The sequence below is a fragment of the uncultured Rikenella sp. genome (genome assembly GCF_948810725.1).
Classification (GTDB): domain Bacteria; phylum Bacteroidota; class Bacteroidia; order Bacteroidales; family Rikenellaceae; genus Rikenella.
Genome location: NZ_CAQIVA010000029.1, coordinates 1 through 23,240 on the forward strand (window position 1 = coordinate 1; position 23,240 = coordinate 23,240).

Here is a 23,240-nt window from a genome sequence, read left to right on the forward strand (position 1 = left end):
ACGCGTGTTTCGCGTTTGAATAAGATTTCCGCCAGCGCGCGGACAAAGAATGGGGTGAGGAATTGGCCGAGGCTGGTAGTTGAAATGCGTAAGCATTTCCCGTCCACGGGACGTGGGGCCCGCGCGGCCAGCGCGCGGAACAGAGAACGGGGGTAGAGGCTGCCAATAAACCACCCGAAGGGTGCGCCCGCCCGGCGTAAGGGCAGTACCCTCCTGTCGGACAGACGCGCGCCCCGCCTAAAGAAGCGATTCAACTATTTCGGCGATAGCCGAATATAGATGAATCGCGCAAGGCGCGCGAAAAAAGAGTGGTGTGCAAAAACTCCGTCGCCCGCCCGCCTAAAAAGGGAGTTCACTCGTTTTGCAACAGCAAAATCAAGATGAAATCCCAGCGGGCGACGAGAAAAAGACGCGTGCCCCGCCTTAGGAGGGAAATCGTCGAAACTCGCTTGCGTGTTTTGACAAGATTTCCCAAGGCGCGCGAAAACGTGGCGGAGCGACAGCGGAGCCGCAGTGAGGCGGACACGGGGCGGAGAACTGGGCTGGGCTTTGGGCTGTGACTGTTCTTCGGGCGCGAAAACCGACTACGGTTTTCGCGCCACGCTAGGCCGAGTATGGGGTTTGCTGTTAGGCAGTGCTTTGAGCCGTGGGTTGGGCTGTGCTTTTGCGACTCGCAGAGTCGCGCGGGCCGCAGCCTCCCGCAGCGGAGACCCGCAACTAACGTTGCTGTGGGCCCCGCAGGCTTCGACCCGCTAAGGCAATTGCATTTTCTCAGACTTGGTTGCGTCTCGTTGCACCTCTGCTGGCGGCGAACAGTTAAAACTGAGAGCGAGTAGCGCGATTCCGAGAGGAATCTCCGTCCTCGGCGAGAGCGACGCTTTAGCGGCGCGGGGGAGGCGCGTCGAGGACGAATCCGACAGAAAAATGCTGTGCTTCTGCGGTTCGTAGAACCGCCGGGCCTGCGCGCTGGGCCGTTCGGCCCACCCCCGGAGCGCGCAGCCCGAACCCAATAAAATGGAGAGCGGTGCGGGCGTCCGACCGCAAAGTCAACTTAAAATAGGGGGTAAAGGCCGTCTAATTTTAGGGTAGTTCCAGCCCATTGCCCACCGCGGGCACGCAGGTTTATTCCGAGAGGCACTGCAACTGAAAACCGTCGGCACGGTAGCCCGGGTTGCCGGAGCCGAAGTTCTGCGTGCTGACGAGCAAGAACACGCCTTTACTCCCGCTGAAACCGGACGACCAACCGTATCCGAAATTGCCTACGTAACTCAGCACACCTGAAGTATAGCTGCGGTAGCTCGGGGCGCGACCGAACTCTCCGAAAACCGCAGAAAACCTCAGCCGGAAATCCCGAAAGAGCCCCTATCTTTGTAAATCATGGAATCCTTCATCACCCTCTCCGCCCTCCAGGGACATCTGCGCGACGTGATCGAACAGCACGCCGGAGGAGCGCAGTGGGTGGTAGCCGAGATCAGCGAATGTAAAGTCAATTACGCCGGCCATTGCTACCTCGAACTTGTCGAACGGCCCGATAACGGCAAAGCCCCTATCGCCCAGGCCCGGGCTGTGATCTGGGCCAGTACCTACAAACTGATCGGCGGCTATTTCCGGTTCGAAACCGGCTCCGATCTCGCCGCCGGGATGAAAGTCCTCGTCAAGTGCACCGTCTCGTACCACCCCGTTTATGGGCTCAGTCTCGTGGTCAGCGATATCGACCCCGCCTATACCCTCGGTGAAACCGAACGGATCAGGCGGCAAACCATCGCCCAGCTGAAAGAAGAGGGAGTCTTCGAGATGAACAAAGAGTTCGAGCTGGCCGATGTGCTCCAGCGCATCGCCGTCGTCTCGTCGCCCAAGGCGGCCGGGTACCGGGACTTTATGCAGGAGTTGGAAGCATCGCCCTATCGGTTCGAGACGCGACTCTTTCCCGCCGTTATGCAGGGCGACGCCGCCGAAAACTCCATCGTCGACGCCCTCGATGCAGTGGCCGAACTCGGCGACGTGCCGTTCGACGCCGTCGTGATTATCCGGGGCGGCGGTTCGATGAGCGATCTCGGCTGTTTCGACAACTATCGGCTCTGTGCCTATATCGCCCAGTTTCCGCTGCCCGTGATTACCGGCATCGGACACGATAAGGATGTGAGCGTCGCCGATATGGTGGCTCACACGTCGCTCAAGACCCCTACGGCAGTGGCGGCGTTTTTGGTGGGGCGTGCGGCTGAAATGGCCGGACAGTTGAATGATCTTCGCGACAGGGTGACGCGCCGGGCACAGCAGCTGCTCGTGGCGGAGACCCATCGGATCGAAAACGCCGGGTTGCAGCTTGCTTCGCGGAGCTCGGGCGTGCTGCACGGCGGATTGGCGCGGCTCGAAAAGCTGAAAAACGGATTGCGGTTCGGCGTCGGCGAGCGGCTGACACAGGAACGGCACTGGTGTGCGTCGTTCGGTTCGCAGGTGGGGCGGCTGGTGACACAACGGCTCGCCGCAGCGGAGATGCGGAACGAATATGTCGCCCAACGGCTCGGGGCGGTGGTGGAGGGGGTGATTTCGCGTCGCCGTTCGCAATTGGAACTCTTGGAGGTCTCGGTACGGGCGGCGAGTCCGCAGCGGATTCTCGCGCGCGGTTATGCCATCGTGCGAGGAGTGCGGGGAGTCGCGGAGGCCGAGGTCGGACAGACGATCGAAATCGAGCTCCGTGACGGGGTCTTGGGAGCGGACGTTACTTCGAAATCAATACAGCGGAAAAATGGCTAAAACGAATACGGAAGAACAGATCACCTATGCCGAAGCGGTGGCCGAGATCGAAGAGATTCTGGCCCGGATGGAGGACAGCGAATTGGACATCGACCGGTTGGGCGCCTATGTAGAGCGGGCGACGACGCTGATCGCCCTCTGCAAGGAGAAACTGCTCAAGGCGCAGAAACAGGTCGAAAAGGTGATGACGCAGGAAGAGTAACCCAAAACCGAATACAACCGAGATGAAAAGAACCCTTTACGGTGCGGCGCTTCTGCTGGGAGCCGCCGTATGGTTGATGCCTTCGGGCGCTGCTGCACAGCAGAAAAAGGCGAAGGCGCCGAAATGGAAATTGATCTGGAAAGATGATTTCAATAAAAATGGAGAGCTGGATACGACCAAGTGGTCGAAGATTCCGAGAGGAACTTCGGACTGGGATAATTATATGTCGTCTCGCGACGACCTCTACAAAGTGAAAGACGGGAACCTGATTTTGCGGGGGATCGTCAACGACGATCCGGCGTCCGACACGGCCCGTTATCTGACCGGCGGGGTGTGGACGATCGGCAAATTCGCGGTGAAATACGGCAAAGTCGAAATCCGGGCCCGGCTGGGCGAAGCGCAGGGGAGCTGGCCGGCGTTCTGGATGCTGGCCCAGGACGAGAAATACGGTCGCTATCCGCGGAACGGCGAGGTGGATATCATGGAACACCTCAATTACGACAGCGTGGTGTATCAGACCATACATTCCTATTATACGCTGCACCTGAAGCAGGAGACGCCCCGGCGGTTTACCACGGCGCCGATCGACCGTGAGGGGTACAATACTTACGGTGTGGAGTTCCATCCGGACAGCGTGGTCTTTACGCTCAACGGCCGTCCGACGCTCGTCTATCCGAAGATCGAGACGGAGCTGGAGGGACAGTTCCCGTTCGATCAGGCTTACTACCTCCTGATGGATATGCAGCTCGGCGGGGGCTGGGTCGGCGGAGTCGATCCGGCTACCTTGCCGGTGCAGATGGAGATCGACTGGGTGAAGGTCTGGAAACGGAAATAACGCGCGGGGCGATGAAAGTGGCAGTAGGCATTACGGGAGCCAGCGGGGCGATCTATGCGGAGCGGCTGTTGAGGCGTCTGTTGGACGAGCGGGCGGCGGGACGGGTGGAGCAGGTGGCAGTCGTCTTTACGTCGAATGGTCGGGCGGTGGCGGAGTTCGAACGGCCGGAATTTTTGTCGTGGCTTGCTCAGCGGGTTGCTGCGGACGAGGCGGTGGAGTTTCGGAACGACGATTTTTTCACTCCGGTGGCTTCGGGATCGGCGGGGTACGATGCGTTGGTGGTCGTTCCGTGCAGCATGGGAGCCGTCGGGCGGATCGCGGGCGGTGTGACGGACGATCTGATTGCCCGGGCGGCGGATGTGATGCTCAAGGAGCGGTCTCCGATGCGGCGACGAACGCTGATTCTGTGTCCGCGCGAGACGCCGCTTTCGTTGATCCATCTGCGGAATCTCACCGTCGTTTGCGAGGCGGGGGGAATCGTATTGCCTGCCATGCCGTCGTTTTATACGCAGCCGCAGACGCTCGACGAGGCGGTCGATACGGTCGTTCTGCGCATTCTGTCGCTGTTGGGACTGGCTCCGGAGGGCTATCGGGGCTGGCAGGAATAAATTTGACTATTCGGGGGAATAGTCTTACATTTGTCTGACCAAAACCAAACAATTTCATACACTCATGGCTTACAAAATCGATCCCGACAAATGCGTCGCTTGCGGTACGTGTATCGACGAATGCCCGGTAGGGGCTATTTCGGCCGGCGATGTTTACGTTATCGACCCTTCGACGTGCATCGACTGCGGTACGTGCGCAGACGTTTGTCCGGCGGAAGCGATCGCTCCGGAAGCGTAGGGCGACCGTGTTCGGTCGAAGACCGGAACAGACTTCGGGGATGTGCAAATGGCTTTGCGCATCCCCGTTTTTTGTGGGGGGACGAGTTGGGTGTTTTATTAGGGCTCTTTCCGCCTTACTAAGTGGGGCTGTCGGCAGCTTTAGGATGCGTAAGCATCCGTCTAAAGTTTTTTTGGTTCTTTTTGTTCACAAAAAGAACAGTACCAGCGGGGGTAGTGATCAGATCGCGCGCCGACGCCTTAAGAGGGAAATCGTCAAAATGCGCTGGCGCATTTTGACAAGATTTTCCCAGGCGCGCGAACAATGGATTGAGCCGAGGCTGCCCCTTGCCCACCGCGGGCACGCTGGGCCTGCCCGGCTCGAGCGCAGTCCCCTCAAACCAAACCGCGCGCCCCGCCAAAAGAAGCGATTCATTCTCTTTCGGCGGTTAGCCGAAAGAGAATGAATCGCGTAGGCGCGCGAATAAAGAACTGTACGCGAAACCCGTCGCCCGCCCGCTTAAAGAGGATTTTACTCGTTTTGCGACAGCAAAATCGAGATGAAATCCCAGCGGGCGACGGGAATGTGGCGGAGCGAAAGCGGAGCTGCAGTGAGGCTGATACGGGGCGGAGAACTGGGTCGAGTTTTGGGCTGTGCTTGTTCTTCAGACGCGAAAACCGTAATCGGTTTTCCCGTCGCACTCGGCCGAGCTTGGGGCGGTGGATTGGGCTGAACGTTTGGCTGGACTTTGGGCTGAGCTTCTGCGACTCGCAGAGTCGCGCGGGCCGAAGCCTCCGACCGCGGAGGCCCGCAACTCGCGATGCTCGTTTTTGCCTCCGCAGGCTTCGACCCGCTAAGGCAATGGCATTTTCGCAAGCTCGGTTGCGCCCCCGCTGGCAGCGAACTGCTATAGGCTGAGAGCGAATAGCGCGATTCCGCGAGGGATCGCCGTCCTCGGCGAGGGCGACGCATTAGCGGCGCGTGGGGGGCGCGCCGAGGACGAACTTCGCAGAATGGGGGCGGTGAATGGATGCGGTGCTCGTGCGGCTCGCAGAGCCGCCGGGCTTGCGGCGGGGCATCTTTGATGCCCGGGCCGGACGCCGCAGCTCGAACCCGACAGAATTAGGGCGGTGAATTAAGCTGAACGCTTGCGGCTCGTAGAGCCGCGCAGTTCGCCGCCACCCCACGCGGCGGACTGCAACTCGTCGGAGCTCGTTGCATTCACCGCTGGCAGCGAACTGTTGTCGCGTCCAGAACGAATAATGGCCCGGGCGGTTCTGTGAACCGCAGGGATGGTACTCAAAACGCAATTAGGGTAACTCTAGCCCATTGCCCACCGCGGGCCCGCGGCCCGTTTATTCCGAGAGGCAACGCAACAGAAAACCGAAAGCACGGCCGTCCGTGCTGCTGGGGAGGAGCCACGTCACACCGAAATACAATCCCGTACCGTTGGCCGGAACCGACCAGCTGTAGCCCCGATTGCCGACAAGACTTGCTGTGCCCGAATCATAGTTACGGAAGCCCGGGGCGGGGCATCGCCATGTGCACCCCTTTCTTTTTCAGCCCGGAAATGCTAACTTTGTTCCTATGACCGATTTGACCCAAGGAATCGTTACCAAAAGCACCGGCAGCTGGTATCAGGTGCTCGACCCCGAGAGCGGACGACAAATCAGATGCCGGATACGAGGCGTTTTCCGTCTGCGCGGCAGCCGGACCACCAATCCCGTCGTCGTCGGCGACCGCGTGCGTGTCGAGACCGGGGCCGCCGAAGGAGAAAACGTGATTACCGAAATTCTGCCCCGGCGGAACTACATCATCCGCCGCGCCTCGAATCTTTCGAAAGAGTCCCATATCATTGCCGCCAATATCGACGTCGCCTATCTGGTCGTCACGCTCGACCGGCCGGTGACCAGTACCGAATTCATCGACCGTTTTCTCGTGACCGCCGAGGCTTATCGTGTGCCGACCGTACTTTTGCTCAATAAGATCGACCTGTTCGCCGCCCCCGAATATCGCGAAGCGATCGACTCGTTCGTCGAAATCTATCGGGGAGCGGGGTACGAGGTGCTCGAAATTTCGGCTGCCGCAGGGATCGGTGTGGATGCCCTGCGCGAGCGGATGCAAGGGAAAACATCGCTCTTTACGGGCCATTCCGGAGTCGGAAAGTCGACCCTCATCAATGCCATTCAGCCGGGGCTTGGGCTGAAAACCGGCGCCATTTCGGACTATCATCACAAAGGAAAGCATACGACCACCTTCTCGGAGATTTTTCCGCTCGACGGCGGAGGACTCTTGATCGACACCCCGGGAATCAAGGGGTTCGGATTGATCGATATTGCGCCGGATGAGCTGGCACGCTACTTCCCCGACCTGTTCCGTCGGGCGCCGGAGTGTCAGTATTACAACTGCACCCACACCCACGAACCCAATTGTGCCGTGATGGCGGCCGTGGCGCGCGGCGAGATTGCCGAGAGCCGTTATGTGAGTTACCTGAAAATGCTGGAGGATGACGACAAAGAGGGAAAATACCGCAAATAACAACTACTTCGAAGAGAACGGGCTGCCGACCAAACAGCAGCTGCGCGACCTGAACGCTTCGCTGCGGGAGGGTGACCTGCGGCCGGTGCGGAGAGAGGCTCCCGGCGAGCGCACCGACCCGCCCGAACTTTTGCGGCGGAAGATCGAATACCTGCGCGGCTTTGTACTTCCGGAACGCTACGAGAGCCTCACGCGGCGGCTGGATTTCCGGACGCGATACCTGGTGATGTGTCTCGAAGATATTTACTACCCGCACAACGCCAGCGCCGTGATCCGCAGCTCCGAGGCCTTCGGGTTGCAGGAGATGCACGCCGTGGAGCGGACGGTTCGGTTCGCGCCCAACAAACACATCGTGCGGGGGACGGATCAATGGCTGGATATTCGCAAATGGGACGACTCGGAGACGCTGGTGGCCCATTTGCGGAGCCGTGGGTATCGGATTGCGGTGACGGCTCCGCCGAGGCCCGACGCTGAGGCCGATGGGAGGCGCGTGAACTTTACCCCCTCGGATTTCGATGTGGCGGCCGGGCCCTTCGCGGTCTTTATGGGGACGGAAAAGTCGGGGATATCGGAGGGATTGATGGCGGCCGCCGATGCCGTGATCTCGATCCCGATGGTGGGATTCGCCGAGAGTCTCAACATCTCGGTGTCGGCAGCCATCGTGGCGCAGCGGCTCGCCGAACGGGTGCGCGACCCGGAATCCGGAATTGCCTGGCAACTGGCTCCGGGGGATCGGGACAGGCTGCTCTATCGCTGGTTGTGCCACTCGGTGCGCGACTACCGGCGGATTCTGGAACGGGGCGGGTTTATCTGCGAAGGTTAAATAAAGAAAACGAATGAAAAAAGATCAGATCAAACCGTTGTACCGCAAGGTAAACCGGAAGTCGTCTTATCAATGCCATGTTATTGAATCAAAAGGGGGACGGTTTGCTTGGCAACGTCATTCCAAAGCGATGCGGCAGTTCGACGGACGATACTTACCGATGAGGAGTGCGACCAGCTCGGTGACAAATGGGTATGATTATACCCCTCTGTTTCGTTATCTGCTTTCGCGGGTGGGGGATCGGTGGGATGAGATTTATTCGGCTGTAAAGCCTCGGTTGAATACTACGGAGCCGATTTGGTGGGTGGTCTCCCAGGACGGATATCCGCAAGACGGGTGTGGATGGGTGCATATCGGCGAGGGAGCTTGTTGGTCGAAACTGTGGATCGACGCGGAAGGGCGATTGAGGAAAGTCGATCCGATGTTGTCCAATATCTCACCGGACTGTTCATGTCATACCCATTCGTTCAACGGCTCGCGGATCGGGTCTCTTTCGACGCAAAGGAAAGGATTGTGAAACGAGGTGAAGATTTGTTCATCGGGATCGAAAGTATGGAAATATTGCGTAAACAATTTCTGCGTCATGTGGGGCAGACATCGGACGCGCCGCTGATGATCGAGGTGGCGCGGGCCGAAGGGATCTATTTTTACACGCCGGCCACCCCGGAATATCCGGAGGGGAAGCGGTACGTCGATCTGATTTCGGGCGTTTCGGTCAGCAATGTCGGACACGGGAATCCGGCGGTGGTCGAGGCGGTGTGCGCGCAGGCCAGAGACTATATGCACATCATGGTCTACGGCGAAGCGATCGAGCGGCCGCAGGTGAAATATGCGACGGCGATCGCCGGACTGCTGCCGGAGCCGTTGGAGAGCGTCTATTTCGTCAACTCGGGGGCCGAAGCGGTCGAGGGGGCTTTGAAGCTGGCCAAGCGCCATACGCATCGGACGGAGATCGTCTCGTTTTACAATGCCTACCACGGTTCGACCCACGGAGCGATGAGCGTGATGGGAGGCGAAGAGTTTGTGGGGGCCTACCGGCCGTTGTTGCCCGATACCCGGAAGTTGAGGTACAACTGTTTCGAAGACCTGGCGCAGATTACCGAACGGACGGCGTGTGTGCTGGTCGAGCCGGTGCAGGGCGAGAGCGGCGTGCGGCCGCCGGTTTCGGGATTTCTGGAGGCCTTGCGCGAACGGTGTTCGGCGGTGGGGGCGTTGCTGATCTTCGACGAGATACAGACCGGCTTCGGACGGACGGGCGAGATGTTCGCCTTGCTGAAATACGAGGTGACGCCGGATATCGTCTGTCTGGCCAAGGCGCTGGGCGGGGGGATGCCGCTCGGGGCGTTCGTCTCGTCGGGCGAGATCATGGCGGGGCTCCGGAGCGATCCGCCGCTGGGGCATATCACGACTTTCGGAGGACATCCGGTCTGTTGTGCGGCGGGGTTGGCGGCATTGGAGTATATCGAAAAATACGACTTAGCGGCGCAGGCGGAGGCGAAGGGTGCGCTGTTCGAGACACTGTTGGCAGACCACCCTGCGGTGTGCGAGATTCGGCGGAGCGGCTTGCTGCTGGCGGTGGAGCTGGGGAGCTCGGAACGGTTGTATCGGGCGATGGAGCTGCTCAAGGAGGCGGGTTACCTGTCGGACTGGTTCCTGTTTTGCGATACGGCTTTCCGCATCTCGCCGCCGCTGACGATGACGGAGGTGCAGGTGAGGGAGTGCTGTGCGGAGATTCGGGCCGGGGTGTTGGACAAACTTTGATGCTTTTCCCGTTTATTCCGAGAGGCAACGCAACTGATAACCGTAGCTGCGACCGTATGCGCCGTAGGGATGGAGCCACGTTACGTGCAAACTCAGGCTCATGCCGTAGGTGTTGCTGGCCGTTGAAGACCAGCTGTAACCGCGGTCGCCGACGCCGTTCGGCGCGCCCGTATCCCGATTGCGATAGCCCGGGGCGGGGTTTGGAGCCAAATAAGGGGCACGGGTAAATAAAAAGCGAGGCTGGCGAAAATAGTTCGCCAGCCTCGCTTTTGTCATACAACGTTGTGTGGACGACTACTTCGGGTCGAGCGCATCGCCGATCTTCTTGGCCAGGTACTGGTAGTGCGCCTTCACAGCCGTATCGGACGACGTGGCCCGCTGCAACCGGTTCTGCAACGTTCGCAGCTCGTAAGCCACCCGCGAATCGATGGCGCCCGTATTGAGCATCCGTGTCCCCGGCTTCGGCAGCAGCGAGAGCATCCGGTTGACGTAGAGCGTCTGCAATCCGCGGCGATAGAGATCCGGAGCCGCACCGGTCGAAAGCTCGCGCCAGATCGAACGGTTCAGGTCGCCGAACAGGTCGGTGATCGTATAAGCCTCCCTGCCCTGTGCCGCTTCGGCTTTGAGCAGGTTGCCCAGCACCCGATTGCTGATCAGATTGCTGATGCCGTAAGTTTGGAGCTGACTGATGACCTCCGGAGCGTTCAGACCGGTTTTGCTGAAAATATCCTCGTCGATCAGCCACGTCGGCGTCGTGAAGAGGTTGCGGTCGAGGAAAGCCATCGCTTCTTTCTGTTTCGCCTTTTCCACGTAAGCGTACACCGGACCCGCCTGTTCCACCGTCTTCGGCGTCTCGTAGATGCCGCCTACCCATTTGGCCACATGGCCGTTATAGCGCATGAACTGGCCCATTACCTCGCGGTACAGCTCTTTCAGGTCGCCATACCCCTCGTTCGGCGTGCGCGTCCACTCCGGAATCCCCGCCAGAACGAATTTCAGGTTCTTGATCCCCAGTTCGTTGGCCCGCATCTGGTTGTCGCCCAAGTCTTCGTTCTGTTCGCGCGGATCGTTCGGGTTGGTCTCCGTGCCGAACCACAGCCGCGGATTCGCTGCCAGCCGGGCGATGATCCATCGGTTGAGCGTATCGGCCTCGGCCTCCGGCGTGGTCAGCTCCGGGAACCGGCGGTAACCCCACTCGATCGCCCAGTTGTCATAATCGCCGATGCGCGGGTAGAGCAGTTCGCGACGAATGCCGTCCTCCGGCTGCGCCACGTAGTTGAACCGCGCGTAGTCCATGATCGAAGCCGTATGGCCGTGTTTTTCGAGGTACGAAGCGCTCCGCAGGCTATCGACCGGCGTCAGGGACGACGACCCGAAGTTATGTCGCAGACCCAGTGTATGGCCCACCTCGTGCGACGAGACGAAACGGATCAGGTCGCCCATCAGCGCGTCGTCAAAGACCATCTTCCGGGCACCCGTATCGCTCGGTGCCGCCTGGATCAGGTACCAGTTCCGCAGGAGGTTCATCACGTTGTGGTACCAGTGGATATGGCTTTCGAGAATTTCGCCCGTGCGCGGGTCGCTCACGTGCGGCCCCATGGCGTTGGCCACGTTCGACGGCATGTAGACGATGGCCGAGTAGCGCGCATCTTCCAGACTCCACGTCGAATCCTCTTCCGGCGTCGGAGCCACCTTTCCGACGATGGCGTTCTTGAAGCCCGCCTTTTCGAAAGCCGCCTGCCAGTCATTGACCCCGGCGATCAGGTAGGGCACCCACTTTTTCGGCGTGGCCGGGTCGATGTAGTAGACGATCGGTTTGGCCGGTTCCACCAACTCGCCCCGTTTGTAGGCCTCCATGTCCTCCGGCTTCGGTTCCAGCCGCCAGCGGGTGATCATCCGGATGTTCTTGATGCCCTGCGGATTCTTGTCGTAGTCGATGTAGTTGTCGGTGAAGAAACCGACCCGCGGGTCGAAATACCGGGCCTGCATCGGCACCTCGGGCAACAGGATCAGCGAGCTGTTGATCTCATACGTCGCCGGCATCGGGCTCGGCTTGAAGCCCGGAATGTTGACGCGCGGCGTGATGAGGTAGCTCCGCGTGCTCTTCATCTCGATGTTTTCCGGGAAAGCCTTGACCCCCACGACATAGGATTTGTCTTTCTGGAATCCGCCGATATTCATGCTCGATTTGAAGTAGTTGTCGAAACCGGTCAGCTCGACGTCCCCGCCGATGAAGTCGGTCACGTCCACCAGCAGCGAATCTTTCGCGCGGTTCGTGCCTTTGACCTCGAACGAGGCGACGATCGGTTGCAGGTTCGACCGCAGAACGGCCTGATACATATCCCCCGTGGTGTCGCGCGGCAGCTCGCGGGTCGAGATGCTCTCGATGAAGAGCCGTTTTTTGTCGGGCGACTGCCGGAAACGGATCATATTTTCGCCGATCGGGTCGCCGGCATAGCCGAAAAAGCCCTGGCGCATATCCGCTGCCGCTTTCGAGATGCGGTTCACGACCAGCATGTCCCGCTCCATCAGCGAAGTCGGAATCAGGAAGTAGTATTTCCCCTCCTGTTCGAAGACCGTGAAGAGGCCGTCCGTCCGCCGGGCGCCCGCCTTGATGGTCGCTTCGATGCTCCCTTTGGCCGGAGCCGCCTTTTTGGCGGTCGTGTCGGCCGCCGCTTTTCCTTTACGTTTTTTAGCGCTTTTTTGCTTTCCGGCGGTCTGCTCGGTTTTTGCCTTTGCGGCCGGTGCTTCGGCGAACGCCGCGCCCGAGCTGCCGACGACGAGCGTGGCGGCCAATGCCGCGATCCATAATCTGCTCATTACTCGTTATTAAAGTGTGGATTGAAATTCGTTTCGGGCCCTTCGTCTATTTCGGGCCCTCAAAGGTAAGGATTTATCCGGCACGATGGGACTGACAGGCTGACAGAAACTTTCTGTCATATCGTCCGGTTTCGACCGGCGGCACACCCTTTGCAGCAGAGAGGGAGCCGGTCGCCGGTGGCGTCCGAGGCTAATAACTTATTCACTTTTATACTTTAAAAAAAAGATGATGATACCAGCAAACAGAGAACAACGCGGATGGCCCGCCCTGTGGGGCAACCTTTTCGGCAGCGAGTGGATCGCCAAGACGGACGGCACGACGCCGGCGGTCAATGTGCGGGAGACGGACGACCGGTACCGGGTCGAAGTGGCGGCTCCGGGAGCTACGCGCGAGGATTTCAAAATCCGGATCGAAGAGAACGACCGGCTGATGGTGACGTTGGACAAACAGAGCGAACGTCGCTCCGAAGGAGAGGGCGCGGAACAAGGCCGCTACCTGCGGCGGGAGTTCTCCTATGCCCACTTCCGGCAGAACCTGATTCTGCCCGACGACATCGACACGGAGCGGATCGAGGCGAAGGTCGAGAACGGCGTCCTGACGATCGACCTGCCGAAAAAGAGCGCCGAGGAGCTGAAACCGGCGGTGAAAGAGATCGAGGTGCGGTAGCGCCTCGTCGGCCGGAGAATGAGAAAGAGGTCTGTTACACAATGCGTAACAGACCTCTTTCGTGTTATATTGTGGTAAGTAAAGCGGGTGGAAGATCGGGCTCGAACCGACGACCTCTTGAACCACAATCAAGCGTTCTAACCAACTGAACTACATCCACCGGGGGCAAAAGTACAACACTTTTCCGAACTTCCAAAAAAAATGAGCTACATTTGTCCGACGAATTGAATTTTCCGAGACCTCATCCATGATCGAGACTTTCATAGCCAGTCGGTTGGGCGCGCCGGGACGCAAGGGAAAAATTATGCTGCGCGTGGCGACGTTCTGTGTGGCGGTCAGCGTGGCGGTGATGCTCGTGGCACTGGGGGTGGTGAACGGATTCCGCGGCACGATCGGCGATAAGGTGGCGGGTTTTGCAGCCGATATTCGGGTGGCGGCGGCCGGAGGGGGAGGCGCGTACGAGACCCGGCCGGTGGAGGTCGATTCGGCCTGGATGGCCGAGTTGGCGGAGGTGGAGGGGGTGGCCCGGATCCAACGGTTTGCGACCAAAACCGGGGTGATTCGGGGCGAGGAGACGATCCAGGGGATTGTGCTGCGGGGATTGGCGGCGGAGAGCGATACGATGTTTCTCCATGCGCAGTTGGTGGCCGGGCGGATTCCGGTTTATACCGATCGGGTCAGGAGTCACGAGGCGGTGGTCTCGCAGCGGCTGTGCGACGGACTGGGGCTCGGGATGGGCGACCGGTTCGAGGCGTTGTTTATGGGCGACGAAGGGACGCGGCGCGATCGGTTTCGGGTGGCAGCGATCTACGACAGCGGGATGGAGGAGTTCGACCGGGCGACGGTTTTTTGCGATATGGGTGTCGTGCAGCGGCTGAACGGCTGGCGGTCAGGCGAGGTCGGAGGATACGAGGTGGCTGTGGCGCCGGGCTGCGACCGGTCGGCGGTGGCCGAGGCCTTGACCGAGGCGGTGGGCGGCGACGGGGCGTTTTGGTTCGGCTGGGGCGAGGAGGAGGGAGGCGAACGGTGGGAGGTGACGACGGTCGAGGAGCGGTATCCCCAGATTTTCGACTGGCTGGAGATGCTGGGGCTGAATACCACCCTCGTGATCGTCATCATGCTGGTCGTGGCGGTGGTCAACATGGCTTCCGGAGTGCTGATCGTCGTGCTGGAGCAGACCGGGACGATCGGCATCCTCAAGGCCTTGGGGATGCGCAACGGGACGTTGCAGCGCATCTTCGTGCTGCGGTCAGCGGGGATAACGCTCCGGGGATTGCTGTGGGGCGATGCGGTCGGGCTGGCGTTGTGCCTCCTGCAACAATATACGGGCTGTGTGACGCTCGATCCGGAGAGCTACATGATGGCGACGGTGCCGGTGCGGATCGACTGGATGCAGGCGGTGTGGCTCAACCTCGGTACGCTGGCCATCGTTACGGCGGCGATGGGGCTGCCGACGGCGATCATCGCACGCATATCGCCCGAAAAATCGATTCGATTCCGATGATAAAACCTTATGACGAAGACCCTGCGGGGAAGAAAGAACAGGTGCGGGTGATGTTCGATGCCATCGCCCGTCGCTATGACCTGTTGAACCGGGTGCTTTCGCTCGGGATCGACCGGCGGTGGCGGGCCCGGCTGGTGGGCGGCGTGCGGCGTCAGAGACCGGCGACCGTCTTGGATGTGGCTACCGGGACGGGCGATCTGGCCATTGCCGTGGGGCGCGCCTTGCCGACGGCGGCTGTCACGGGCGTCGATCTGTCGCCCGGGATGTTGCGCATCGGGCGCGAGAAGGTGGCCGCCCGTTTTCCGGGGCGGGAGTTTCCGATGGTCGAGGGCGATGCCGAGCGGTTGCCGTTCGACGAGGGGCGGTTCGAGGCGGTGACCTGCGGATTCGGCGTGCGGAATTTCGAAAATCTGACCCGCGGCCTGAGCGAAATGTATCGGGTGCTGGTGCCGCAGGGGAGGGTTTATATCCTCGAATTTTCGATGCCTTCCCGACATAATGCGCTGGGGTGGCTCTATCGGTTCTATTTCCGGCGTATTTTGCCGGCTGTCGGACGGCTGGTGTCGCGCGATGCGCGGGCTTACAGCTACCTGCCCGAATCGGTGGGCGAGTTTCCGTACGGCGAGCCTTTCTGCCGGCTCCTGACGGAGGCGGGTTTCGTCCGACCGCAGAAACGACGGCTGACGGGGGGGATTGCCATGATTTATACGGCTGAAAAACCATGAAACGATATTTTTCTATTTGGTTGGGAGGGCTCCTGGCTTGCCTGCTCGTCGGGTGCGGCGCTCGTCCGTTGATGCAGCTGCGCGTCACCGAGATCGCATCGGCTTCGGTCGAACGGTTCGGCGTCGGCTTCGTCGAAGGGGTGGTTCGGGTCGAGGTGGATAACCGCAATCGGGATCGGGTGATTTTCGATGCCATGCGATTCGATTTGCGACTGGACGGGGCGACGGTGGGGACGATGAGGGCGCGACAATCGTTCGTCGTGGAGCCGGGATTGCACCGGGTCGAGATCCCGTTCCGCTTCCGGTTCGGGCTGGAGACGGTGACGACGGTCATGCCGAAGTTGGTCGGGCTGGCCCGAGGGACGATTTCGGCCCGGGAGGCGGACTTGCGTGTGGCGGGTACGCTGGAGTTCGTGGCTGGCCGGCCTTTGCGGGAGCGGACGGTTCGCTTCAGCCGACGGGTGAATGCGGAACAGGTAAGGAGGAGTTTGGAGCAGATGCCGATGAACTTTTTAATGACAGATTGAAATACGACGGAACGATGAAAATAGGGTTGATTTCATTTTTTGCATTTTTCTGCCTCCTTTCGGCGGAGGCTCAGGAGCGGATCGGAAACTACACGGCGCGGTTGCGGACGCCCGACGTCGCGACGGGAGCTCAGGCGGTGGTGAACAACGACGGATCGGTGAGCGCGGCGTTGCGTTCCATGCGGCGGAAAGATCGGGTGACGGGCTACCGGATCTGCATTTTTTTCGACAATACGCAGGAGGCGCGGAGCCGGGCGTACGGGGCGTTGGCTACCTTCAAAAGCCGCTTTCCGGGGATTCCGGGCGAGGTGATCTACGACAATCCGACTTTTCGGACGATGGTCGGGTATTGCATGGATATGACCGAGGTGTCGATGCTCTTGGGGCGGGTTCGCGAGCTCTTTCCCAAGGCGGTGGTGCGCGGCGAGACGATGGCGGTGTCTCAGTTGCGACACAGTCCGATCATCGGCAGCGGGGCCGATGACGAGGCGCTGGCGACAGAGGCGGGAGATTCGGGTGAGGAGTTTAACGATTCGAAGAATTGACACTGCGTTCGCTGATACAGCCTTTGCGGGAGGGGCTGAGGTGGCTGGGCGAACAACTCTTTCCGCCGGTCTGCGGCACTGTGCTGGGGCGGGGCGAACGGACGATCTGCCTGCGGTGCCGCTGGGAGATGCCTCTGACCGACGACTGGGTGGCCGCGCGTAATCCGGTCGTCACCCGAATGGAGCGTTCGATTCCGGAGCTGACCCATGCGGCGGCTCTCTTCGCCTTTCGGCGCGAGAGCGGTTATCGGCGGATGATTCATGCGTTGAAGTATGCCGGTCGGCGCGATATCGCGGTGGCGATGGGCGAGATGTTCGGACGCGAGTTGCGCGAGTCGCCGTTTTATCGGGATATAGAGCTGTTGATTCCTGTGCCTTTGCACTGGACGAAGCGGTTGCGGCGCGGATACAACCAGGCCGAGGAGATTTGCGTGGGATTGTCGCGGAGTATGGGAGTTCCGTATGATTTTCAATCGTTGCGGCGGGTGCGACGCACGCGGACGCAGGCACGGCGCAGGGATGCCGCCGACCGGCATCGGAATGTGGAGGGGGCTTTTCGGCTGACCCGGCCGGAACGGCTGGCGGGCAGACACATCCTGTTAGTGGACGACGTACTGACCACTGGTGCGACCGTGGCAGCTTGTGCGGCAGCCGTCCGACGGGACGCTGCCGGGGTGCGGATCAGCGTGGCGGCGTTGGCCGCCGTGCGCGGAGCGGGACGATAAGACAGAAGAAAGGGAGGCCCTCAGGCCTCCCCTTCTTCTGTTCCGAACCGTGCTTCCAGCAGGTCGATGAACTTGATCGTCGCCGCATTCTCCGGAATCCAGCGGTACATCTCGCCGATGTAGACCAGCGCCTCCTCTAACGACCCCATGGTGTCTAATTTTTCGCACTCCGACTCGAACATCGCCTCGTTCCCGTGGAACAGGGTGTCGATCATCTCGTGTCGCGCATAAGGGCTCACTTCGATGCCGAAGATGCGCGGCGCTTCCGGCTTTTTCTTTTCCGGCTTCCGGCCGCTTTTCGGCATCTCGTCCGCTTCCGCAGCCCGCTCTGTTGCAGTTGTATTCGTCGGTGCCGTTACCTCAGGTTCCATCGCCGGCACTTCGGTCGCTTGCGGATAGCCCTCCCGCGAACCGCTCTCCTGCGTCAGGTAGCTCTCTTCCGACCGGCCTCCTTTCGCCGGAGCTTCGGTCTCCGGCTCGATCTCCTGCTCGGGCTCTGATTCCGGTTCCGGTTCGATCTCGGTTTCGGTTATCGTAACGGGTTCGACCGGCTCCGGTTCTACAGCCGATTCGGCTGCGGCAGCCTCCGGGAAAGGCAGAACCACCTCCCGCTCTTCCAGAAAACGCGTCTGCGACGGGCAGGGATCCTGTTCGCCCACCTCCTGCACCGTATGGGTCGTTTGCGACATCCGGTCTTCCCGCTCAGCGGCCGGACGCTCTTCGAACTGCGCGGTCGCTGCCGGCTCGGTCGCCGCCACGCTCTCCGCCATCGGCGCAAAACCGTAGTCGACTCCTCCGCCGTTCACTTCAAACGATTCGTCTTCCGGCGCCATTCCGTCGTATCCGTTCGTCGCCGGTACGTGTTCCACCTCGACTCTCGCTGCCGCCAGTTGCATCGCCACGCCGTCCGTACACCGCAACTGCATGATTTCGGCGTATATCCGTTGCATCCGTTCCAGTACGATGTCCCGTTCGATGGTCGGTACGCGGCCCGTTTCGTGCCACCGGGCCACATAAGCGGCCACTTGTTTCAGTCCGATCTCCATTTCATGATATCCCATAACGCTGCGCTTTTTTATACCAAAATTCAAAAATAGGGTTTTCTTCGCTCTTTTCTCATAAACCGTGCCAAGTTTTTTTATCGGCCCGGTTCGGCCGCTATCCGAAAATAGTGTCAGAAATCCGACCGGTCATTTCGAAACAAATCCTTCGCAATCGTTTGTTTATGTTCGATTTCGTTCAATGGCGCGATCTTTCCGGAAGAAAGGACGAAAACCGATTCACTTTAATGAAAATATATTATCTTTGAACCCGTCATAGAATTGACCTAAATAACTCTCACGATTCCAGTCGTTTCTATTGTATCTTATGTATTCCAACCATTGCGCTGCGCCCAAGATCGGCGTGTTTTATGACGGCAACTTTCTGCTCCACGCGTCGAATTATTACAATTACATCCATCCCCAGCGGCGACGCTTGTGCCTGAACGGATTGCACGACTTTATCTGTCAGCGGGTGGCCGAAGAGGAGGGGATCGATCCGAAACGGTGTCGGGTCAACGAGGCGCACTATTTTCGCGGCCGGCTCAATGCTTCCGACGCGGCGCAACGCGGCAGCCAGTTGTATCACGACCGGGTCTTCGACGATATCCTGATGTCGGAAGGGGTACATCCGCACTACCTGCCGCTTCGCAACATCTACGGACGGAAGGAGGAGCGCGGAACGGACGTGTGGCTGGCGCTGGAGGTCTACGAGATGGCGCTCCGGGGCAAGATCGACATTGCGGTGCTGGTGGTGGCGGATACGGACTATGTGCCGCTGGTGCGCAAGCTCATTGCGCTGGGGGTGCGGGTGATGCTGATCAGCTGGGAGTTCGAGTACATCAACGACGAGGGGAATCGGATCGTGACCAAAACGTCGCACGAGCTGCTCAACCTGGCGCACTATCCGGTGCCGATGCAGGAGGTGATCGATTGCGGGTTGAAACAGAATAATCAGTTGATTATGAACCTCTTCGTGGCGAACGATGCCAAGTCGCAAGGCGGCGACGCGGCGGAAGAGGGAGGGAAAGAGGCTGACGAGACGGTGGTCGAAGCGGAGGACGAGTTTACGCCGCCGGGACGGGTCGGACGGGAGCCGGGAGCGCGGTATACAAGTACGATTCTCAGCATCAAGACGGGGTACGGGTTTATCAAATACCCGAACAACAATCTCTTTTTCCACAGTCTGGATGTGATCGAAGGCGATTTCTCGGCGTTGGCGCCGGGGGACGAGGTGGAGTTCTCGATCGACCAGAACGATCAGGGACAGGACGTGGCCAAACAGGTCAAACGCCTCGGCGGGGGTGGATTCGGGGCGTAGCACCTCTTTTTTTGAACTGGTCTGTAACTGCCGCTTTCTTTCACGAAAGCGGCAGTGCTGTTATATCCTGTCCAGGATGCCGCCGCCGACCACGCAATCGTTCAGATAGAAAACCGCTGGCTGGCCGGGCATCGGAGCCCAGACCGAATCGTTCAATAGGTCGATCCGCATTCGGCCGTCCGGTTCGACTGTGATTCGAGTTCCTTTTTGCGGATTGCGCCCGATGCCCCGCACCCGAATCTCCAACTCATCGGCATAGCTTGACAACATCGAGGGTGCGACCACTGTCCGCCACGCTGTCAGCCACACGGTGCGTCGCGATAGCGCCTCCTCTTCGGTGCTGACGACCACGCGGTTCCGTGACGGATCGAGCGAAACCACCCGCATCGGCTTCCCGCCTTTGTTCAGTGCCGAAGCGATCGGTGAAATCCCCCGTTTTTGTCCTGCCGTGTAGAGTCCGTATCCTTCGTGTCGGCCCACCACCGCTCCCGTCCGCCAATCGACCGCCTCGCCGGAGGTCAGGCAGCCGACCGGTAAATGGCGCCGTAAAAAATCTTCGTAATTCGAATCTCCCGTAAAACAGACTCCCATGCTCTCCCGTCCCGTCGGCAGGACGGTATATCGCCTCGCCATGCCGGCCTTTACGGCCTGTTTGGTGTAGCCGCCCAACGGCAAAATCGCCCGGGAGACGATCTCTTCCGGCACATCCCACAAATAATAAGACTGGTCTTTCGCCGCATCTGCGCCGCGCCGGAAACAAACGTGTCCGTCCAGGGTCGCTGTACGTGCATAGTGCCCCGTCGCGATGTACCGAATCCCCATTCGGTCGGCCGTCTCGGCTAAGAGTCGCCATTTGATCCGCGGATTGCAGCGCGAACACGGAGCCGGTGTTCGTCCCGCAGCGTGTTCCGCCAGCGTGTAGTCGATGATTTCGCGCCGGAACAGCTCGTGGCAAGGCTCGATCGTCAAGGGTATACCCATCCTCTCGGCCATCTCCCGAGCCCGTTCCCGCGCCGGAGCGGCGTCGAGCATGTCCAAAAAAAGAGCGCGAGGACGGTATCCCGCCTCGCGCAGTAGTTCCGCAGCAGTCGCAGAGTCGATGCCGCCGCTCCATGCAACCAATACTTCGGTGCCCGGCGCCATTTCGTATCGCTCTTTCGACATGCGGCGTTTGTTCGGTCGTTTACCTGAAAGACAAGTAAACCGCCGAATTACAACCCTTTGAAGAAATCGTCTTCAGAGATCGAGCTCGTCCCTTCCGACGCATTGGCCGGTCCTGAGCCGATTGCCGAACCGTCCGGGTTGAACAGCTCCGGGCGTTCGCGTTTCACGTAGTCTACCACCTCTTTGAAACCTTCGCCGAATTTCTGGAAGTCTTCTTTGTATAAGTGAATCTTGTGCTTGTCGATCGTGAAACTCCCGTCACGCATCTGCTTCTTGCGGCTTTCGGTGATCGTCACATAGTAGTCCCCGCCGCGCGTAGCTTTCACATCGAAGTAGTAGATGCGCTTCCCCGCCTTCACCGGCACGGAGTACAGTTCATCGCCCATAGAGTCCATCTCGCTCCGGTCGTTGTAGTCAAAATTGCTCATACAGTTTTAATTTAAGTTATTGGTAGCGTGTCCGTTCGGGCACGCCGGTTATCCTTAGTTCAGTCGTTCGGTTTCGCCGGTCGGACAACAGACCGACCCCTCCCCGCAAAGGGCAGTGCTCCCCGATTCGTTTTTCAAATGTAGATAAAAAATCATATCCCGAAAAATTTTAGGCGACTTTTCTGTGAACTTTATTCTGCGAAGGATTGGCAGCCCGGCGGGAATCTCGTTGCGGGCGGCGGGTTGCGACTCCTCGGGAAAAGCCGTATCTTTGTCTCTCGCTGAACGAAAACCGTTGTTCCTATGCCTGAATCGAACGAGTTCAATACGTCGCTCCGCAGCCGTTTTCTCAATTTTATCCGCGATCGTTTCAACCTCGACGAGGACAAGGCCTCGGAGGAGGAGGTGCGTGAGAATATCAACCGGGGGGTCGAGTTCCGGGGGACGAATCTGTGGGTGTTGATCTTCGCGATCTTCATCGCGTCGATCGGTCTGAATGTCAACTCCACGGCGGTGATCATCGGGGCGATGCTCGTGTCGCCGCTGATGGGGCCCATCATGGGGGTGGGACTGGCGCTCGGGGTCAATGACTTCGACCTGATGAAGCAGTCGTTGCGCAGTCTGGGGCTGGCGGCGGCGGTGGGGCTGGTTACTTCGACCCTCTATTTCTGGATCAGTCCGATCAGTACGGCGCAGAGCGAACTACTGGCCCGGACGACACCGACTATTTATGATGTGCTGATCGCGCTGTTCGGGGGGCTGGCCGGAATCGTGGCCCAGTCGCGCAAGGATCGGACTTCGACGGTGATTCCGGGGGTGGCGATCGCTACGGCGCTGATGCCGCCGCTCTGTACGGCCGGGTTCGGGCTGGCGCGGGGGAATATGGCCTTTTTTCTCGGGGCGTTCTATCTTTTCTTTATCAATGCGGTGTTCATCGCGGTCGGGACGTTCATTATCGTTCGGTTTCTGAAGTACCGGAAGACGGCTTTCGTCGATCCGAAACGAGAGCGGCGGGCGAGACGTTATATGACGGTGATCGTGACCATGACGTTGGTGCCGAGTATCGTGCTGGCTTACGACATCGTGCAGCGCACGATTTTCGAGAGCAATGCCCGGGAGTATATTGAGCGGGTGTTGACGTTCGACGGGGCGGAGGTGGTGAGCGCCACGCCGACCTATGCGCGCGACACTTCGACGATCGATGTGATGCTGATCGGGAATAAAGTGTCGGAGGATGCGATTGCGCTGGCTCGCAATCAGTTGCCGGCCTATCGTCTGGGGCATACGCGGTTGGTGGTGCATCAGGCGGGGACGGACGATGGGTTGGACGGGCGGATGATGCAGAGCGTCCTGCACAGCAATGTCGAGATTCTGGAGGAGAAGAATCGGAAAATCGAACGGTTGCAGCAGCTGACCGATCGTTATTTGCGGGATACGTTGCCTGCGGCAGACATTGTGCGTGAGTTGGGATCGTTGTGGGGGACGCAGCTGGTGGGGCGGGTGAGTCTGTCGAAGGTTCCGGTCTTTACGGGTGACGGTCGGGTGGCGGATACGGTGGTCTATTGTTACATTGTTCCGGCGTCGGATGTCTCTTTGGAGGAGGATCAGCGTCGGAAGCTGACGGAGTGGCTTCGGGTACGGACGAAGATGCGCACGGTGGAGTTGGTGGTGAAGGCAGGGGAGTGAGGGGGTTGTAGCGTTGCCTCCGCACTGCGCGTTTGTGTTATGCGGGTATATCCGGCCATAGCATCCCGCAGGGATGCGCTCTAAAGTTTTTTCGGTTCCTTTTGTTCACAACCGACGCTGCCAGCGAGAGCAATGCAAACGCAGTTTGCAAATTGCCGAGCGGCGAGGAGGAAGGCGAAGCCAACGAGAACAGTTCCAGCCGGGGCAATGACCAGATCGCGCGCCACGCCTAAAGAGGGAAATCGTCAAAATGCGCTGGCGCGTTTTGACAAGATTTCCCAAGGCGCGCGAAAAAGCGGCGGAGCGAAAGCGGAGCCGCAGTGAGGCGGACACGGGGCGGAGAACTGGGG

23 protein-coding genes and 1 tRNA gene are annotated in these 23,240 nt (G+C 59.7%); 17 read left to right on the forward strand and 7 right to left on the reverse strand.

The window, feature by feature from the left end; genetic code table 11:
• Positions 1-1,122: 1,122 nt before the first annotated feature.
• The gene (locus Q9S52_RS07790) at positions 1,123-1,275 is read right to left on the reverse strand and encodes a hypothetical protein (protein ID WP_304708718.1); all 153 of its coding nucleotides are present in this window, start codon (positions 1,273-1,275) and stop codon (positions 1,123-1,125) included.
• Positions 1,276-1,377: 102 nt separating this feature from the next.
• On the opposite strand from Q9S52_RS07790, the gene xseA reads away from it, so the two are divergent.
• From xseA to Q9S52_RS07835, 9 genes are all read left to right on the forward strand, one after another.
• A complete protein-coding gene (xseA, locus tag Q9S52_RS07795; RefSeq protein ID WP_304708719.1) occupies positions 1,378-2,754 on the forward strand; it encodes an exodeoxyribonuclease VII large subunit in 1,377 nt (458 codons plus the stop codon).
• On the forward strand, positions 2,747-2,956 hold the full coding sequence (gene xseB / locus Q9S52_RS07800; RefSeq protein WP_294592777.1) for an exodeoxyribonuclease VII small subunit: 210 nt from the start codon (positions 2,747-2,749) through the stop codon (positions 2,954-2,956). Before xseA ends, xseB begins: the two co-directional genes overlap by 8 nt.
• A gap of 76 nt (positions 2,957-3,032) precedes the next feature.
• Positions 3,033-3,791, forward strand: coding sequence for a glycoside hydrolase family 16 protein (locus Q9S52_RS07805; protein ID WP_370649000.1), 759 nt, complete (start codon positions 3,033-3,035; stop codon positions 3,789-3,791).
• Between the two features lie 11 nt (positions 3,792-3,802).
• Complete coding sequence (locus Q9S52_RS07810; protein WP_304708721.1) at positions 3,803-4,399, forward strand: UbiX family flavin prenyltransferase; 597 nt, start codon at positions 3,803-3,805, stop codon at positions 4,397-4,399.
• A 64-nt stretch (positions 4,400-4,463) separates the two neighbouring features.
• Entirely contained in the window at positions 4,464-4,637 is a 174-nt protein-coding gene (locus Q9S52_RS07815; protein WP_294592785.1) for a 4Fe-4S binding protein, read from the forward strand.
• A 1,566-nt stretch (positions 4,638-6,203) separates the two neighbouring features.
• Positions 6,204-7,154: a ribosome small subunit-dependent GTPase A gene (rsgA, locus tag Q9S52_RS07820; protein WP_304708722.1), complete on the forward strand. Its 951-nt coding sequence runs from the start codon at positions 6,204-6,206 to the stop codon at positions 7,152-7,154.
• Positions 7,123-7,977: an RNA methyltransferase gene (locus Q9S52_RS07825; protein ID WP_304708723.1), complete on the forward strand. Its 855-nt coding sequence runs from the start codon at positions 7,123-7,125 to the stop codon at positions 7,975-7,977. The genes rsgA and Q9S52_RS07825 overlap by 32 nt, the downstream gene beginning before the upstream one ends.
• 13 nt (positions 7,978-7,990) lie before the next feature.
• Complete coding sequence (locus tag Q9S52_RS07830; protein ID WP_297627201.1) at positions 7,991-8,494, forward strand: hypothetical protein; 504 nt, start codon at positions 7,991-7,993, stop codon at positions 8,492-8,494.
• A gap of 35 nt (positions 8,495-8,529) precedes the next feature.
• Positions 8,530-9,738, forward strand: coding sequence for an aspartate aminotransferase family protein (locus Q9S52_RS07835; protein WP_304708733.1), 1,209 nt, complete (start codon positions 8,530-8,532; stop codon positions 9,736-9,738).
• Positions 9,739-9,750: 12 nt separating this feature from the next.
• Here Q9S52_RS07835 and Q9S52_RS07840 read toward each other — a convergent pair whose 3' ends face one another.
• Together Q9S52_RS07840 and Q9S52_RS07845 are read right to left on the reverse strand one after the other, a co-directional pair.
• A complete protein-coding gene (locus Q9S52_RS07840) occupies positions 9,751-9,948 on the reverse strand; it encodes a hypothetical protein (RefSeq protein WP_294592795.1) in 198 nt (65 codons plus the stop codon).
• A gap of 84 nt (positions 9,949-10,032) precedes the next feature.
• Complete coding sequence (locus Q9S52_RS07845) at positions 10,033-12,558, reverse strand: zinc-dependent metalloprotease (RefSeq protein WP_304708724.1); 2,526 nt, start codon at positions 12,556-12,558, stop codon at positions 10,033-10,035.
• Between the two features lie 226 nt (positions 12,559-12,784).
• Between Q9S52_RS07845 and Q9S52_RS07850 the strand changes: the two genes are divergently transcribed.
• Positions 12,785-13,225, forward strand: coding sequence for an Hsp20/alpha crystallin family protein (locus Q9S52_RS07850; protein ID WP_300726645.1), 441 nt, complete (start codon positions 12,785-12,787; stop codon positions 13,223-13,225).
• An 85-nt stretch (positions 13,226-13,310) separates the two neighbouring features.
• Here the strand turns inward: Q9S52_RS07850 and Q9S52_RS07855 are convergent.
• Positions 13,311-13,386, reverse strand: a tRNA-His gene (locus Q9S52_RS07855).
• Between the two features lie 86 nt (positions 13,387-13,472).
• Here Q9S52_RS07855 and Q9S52_RS07860 point away from each other — a divergent pair.
• The 5 genes from Q9S52_RS07860 to Q9S52_RS07880 are packed head-to-tail and all read left to right on the forward strand — an operon-like array spanning position 13,473 to position 17,251.
• Positions 13,473-14,729: an ABC transporter permease gene (locus tag Q9S52_RS07860; RefSeq protein ID WP_304708725.1), complete on the forward strand. Its 1,257-nt coding sequence runs from the start codon at positions 13,473-13,475 to the stop codon at positions 14,727-14,729.
• A complete protein-coding gene (gene ubiE, locus Q9S52_RS07865; RefSeq protein WP_297627192.1) occupies positions 14,726-15,454 on the forward strand; it encodes a bifunctional demethylmenaquinone methyltransferase/2-methoxy-6-polyprenyl-1,4-benzoquinol methylase UbiE in 729 nt (242 codons plus the stop codon). Before Q9S52_RS07860 ends, ubiE begins: the two co-directional genes overlap by 4 nt.
• Positions 15,451-15,981 carry a hypothetical protein gene (locus Q9S52_RS07870; RefSeq protein WP_300828440.1) on the forward strand — a complete coding sequence of 177 codons (531 nt, stop codon included), beginning with the start codon at positions 15,451-15,453 and terminating at the stop codon, positions 15,979-15,981. Before ubiE ends, Q9S52_RS07870 begins: the two co-directional genes overlap by 4 nt.
• 14 nt (positions 15,982-15,995) lie before the next feature.
• Positions 15,996-16,526, forward strand: coding sequence for a hypothetical protein (locus Q9S52_RS07875; protein WP_304708727.1), 531 nt, complete (start codon positions 15,996-15,998; stop codon positions 16,524-16,526).
• Complete coding sequence (locus Q9S52_RS07880; protein ID WP_304708728.1) at positions 16,523-17,251, forward strand: ComF family protein; 729 nt, start codon at positions 16,523-16,525, stop codon at positions 17,249-17,251. The genes Q9S52_RS07875 and Q9S52_RS07880 overlap by 4 nt, the downstream gene beginning before the upstream one ends.
• Positions 17,252-17,271: 20 nt before the next feature.
• Here Q9S52_RS07880 and Q9S52_RS07885 read toward each other — a convergent pair whose 3' ends face one another.
• Complete coding sequence (locus tag Q9S52_RS07885; RefSeq protein ID WP_304708729.1) at positions 17,272-18,312, reverse strand: hypothetical protein; 1,041 nt, start codon at positions 18,310-18,312, stop codon at positions 17,272-17,274.
• Between the two features lie 307 nt (positions 18,313-18,619).
• Between Q9S52_RS07885 and Q9S52_RS07890 the strand changes: the two genes are divergently transcribed.
• Positions 18,620-19,612 (forward strand): NYN domain-containing protein, encoded by a 993-nt coding sequence (locus Q9S52_RS07890; protein WP_304708730.1) that lies wholly within the window; start codon positions 18,620-18,622, stop codon positions 19,610-19,612.
• 60 nt (positions 19,613-19,672) lie between these two features.
• Here the strand turns inward: Q9S52_RS07890 and Q9S52_RS07895 are convergent, their stop codons facing one another.
• Together Q9S52_RS07895 and Q9S52_RS07900 are read right to left on the reverse strand one after the other, a co-directional pair.
• The gene (locus Q9S52_RS07895) at positions 19,673-20,776 is read right to left on the reverse strand and encodes an MnmA/TRMU family protein (protein ID WP_304708731.1); all 1,104 of its coding nucleotides are present in this window, start codon (positions 20,774-20,776) and stop codon (positions 19,673-19,675) included.
• Between the two features lie 47 nt (positions 20,777-20,823).
• Positions 20,824-21,204 (reverse strand): DUF3276 family protein, encoded by a 381-nt coding sequence (locus Q9S52_RS07900; protein ID WP_294592816.1) that lies wholly within the window; start codon positions 21,202-21,204, stop codon positions 20,824-20,826.
• A 303-nt stretch (positions 21,205-21,507) separates the two neighbouring features.
• On the opposite strand from Q9S52_RS07900, the gene Q9S52_RS07905 reads away from it, so the two are divergent.
• Positions 21,508-22,890 carry a TIGR00341 family protein gene (locus Q9S52_RS07905; RefSeq protein ID WP_304708732.1) on the forward strand — a complete coding sequence of 461 codons (1,383 nt, stop codon included), beginning with the start codon at positions 21,508-21,510 and terminating at the stop codon, positions 22,888-22,890.
• Positions 22,891-23,240 lie beyond the last annotated feature (350 nt).

Excerpts from the sequence above, each read along its gene's own strand:
- Q9S52_RS07900 (WP_294592816.1), bottom strand. The coding sequence starts at position 21,204 with ATGAGCAATTTTGACTACAACGACCGGAGCGAGATGGACTCTATGGGC.
- Q9S52_RS07830 (WP_297627201.1), top strand. The coding sequence starts at position 7,991 with ATGAAAAAAGATCAGATCAAACCGTTGTACCGCAAGGTAAACCGGAAG.
- Q9S52_RS07850 (WP_300726645.1), top strand. The coding sequence starts at position 12,785 with ATGATGATACCAGCAAACAGAGAACAACGCGGATGGCCCGCCCTGTGG.
- Q9S52_RS07870 (WP_300828440.1), top strand. The coding sequence starts at position 15,451 with ATGAAACGATATTTTTCTATTTGGTTGGGAGGGCTCCTGGCTTGCCTG.
- Q9S52_RS07815 (WP_294592785.1), top strand. The coding sequence starts at position 4,464 with ATGGCTTACAAAATCGATCCCGACAAATGCGTCGCTTGCGGTACGTGT.
- Q9S52_RS07825 (WP_304708723.1), top strand. The coding sequence starts at position 7,123 with ATGACGACAAAGAGGGAAAATACCGCAAATAACAACTACTTCGAAGAG.
- Q9S52_RS07905 (WP_304708732.1), top strand. The coding sequence starts at position 21,508 with ATGCCTGAATCGAACGAGTTCAATACGTCGCTCCGCAGCCGTTTTCTC.
- Q9S52_RS07875 (WP_304708727.1), top strand. The coding sequence starts at position 15,996 with ATGAAAATAGGGTTGATTTCATTTTTTGCATTTTTCTGCCTCCTTTCG.
- ubiE (WP_297627192.1), top strand. The coding sequence starts at position 14,726 with ATGATAAAACCTTATGACGAAGACCCTGCGGGGAAGAAAGAACAGGTG.
- xseB (WP_294592777.1), top strand. The coding sequence starts at position 2,747 with ATGGCTAAAACGAATACGGAAGAACAGATCACCTATGCCGAAGCGGTG.
- Q9S52_RS07845 (WP_304708724.1), bottom strand. The coding sequence starts at position 12,558 with ATGAGCAGATTATGGATCGCGGCATTGGCCGCCACGCTCGTCGTCGGC.
- rsgA (WP_304708722.1), top strand. The coding sequence starts at position 6,204 with ATGACCGATTTGACCCAAGGAATCGTTACCAAAAGCACCGGCAGCTGG.
- Q9S52_RS07810 (WP_304708721.1), top strand. The coding sequence starts at position 3,803 with ATGAAAGTGGCAGTAGGCATTACGGGAGCCAGCGGGGCGATCTATGCG.
- Q9S52_RS07835 (WP_304708733.1), top strand. The coding sequence starts at position 8,530 with ATGGAAATATTGCGTAAACAATTTCTGCGTCATGTGGGGCAGACATCG.
- Q9S52_RS07895 (WP_304708731.1), bottom strand. The coding sequence starts at position 20,776 with ATGTCGAAAGAGCGATACGAAATGGCGCCGGGCACCGAAGTATTGGTT.
- Q9S52_RS07885 (WP_304708729.1), bottom strand. The coding sequence starts at position 18,312 with ATGGGATATCATGAAATGGAGATCGGACTGAAACAAGTGGCCGCTTAT.
- Q9S52_RS07805 (WP_370649000.1), top strand. The coding sequence starts at position 3,033 with ATGCCTTCGGGCGCTGCTGCACAGCAGAAAAAGGCGAAGGCGCCGAAA.
- Q9S52_RS07890 (WP_304708730.1), top strand. The coding sequence starts at position 18,620 with ATGTATTCCAACCATTGCGCTGCGCCCAAGATCGGCGTGTTTTATGAC.
- xseA (WP_304708719.1), top strand. The coding sequence starts at position 1,378 with ATGGAATCCTTCATCACCCTCTCCGCCCTCCAGGGACATCTGCGCGAC.
- Q9S52_RS07860 (WP_304708725.1), top strand. The coding sequence starts at position 13,473 with ATGATCGAGACTTTCATAGCCAGTCGGTTGGGCGCGCCGGGACGCAAG.